The following is a 382-nucleotide window of genomic DNA, read 5'->3' as shown; positions in this document are numbered from 1 at the left end:
TACTGTAATTTCAGTGTCGTTGTAACTGGTGATGCCGTTCTCTTGGTCATTCAGAACGCCTTCGTTATCGTATTGAATAACCGAACCTTCTGGCACACCATCAACCGTTACGGTAAGTGTTTCAGACAAGTCTTGATCGACAAGCGCCGCTGCAATGTTCAGTTCAACAATGCCGCCTGGCTCAACCAGAATTGCTTCATCATCAACGTTAACGCCGTCGCCATCGGTTATCACAAGATCCGGTGCATCCGCGACCGCTTCAATATGAACGCTAATGTCTTGTTCTACCTCATCAGTGCCGTCGGTAACCGTAAAGCTGAACTGCAGGTCACCACTAAAGTGTTCTTCAGGAACGAAGCTAAACGTGCCATCACCGTTATCG

At 47.9% G+C, this 382-nt stretch carries 1 protein-coding gene; it reads right to left on the bottom strand.

Features of this window, described 5'->3' with window-relative positions; genetic code table 11:
* A partial coding sequence (locus AB4653_RS09200; RefSeq protein WP_372103932.1) for a cadherin-like domain-containing protein occupies positions 1-382 on the bottom strand: 382 nt, incomplete at both ends.

It is taken from the genome of Vibrio sp. 10N.222.48.A3 (assembly GCF_041475345.1).
Lineage (GTDB): Bacteria > Pseudomonadota > Gammaproteobacteria > Enterobacterales > Vibrionaceae > Vibrio > Vibrio tasmaniensis_A.
This window is presented reverse-complemented; position numbering and strand designations above follow the sequence as displayed.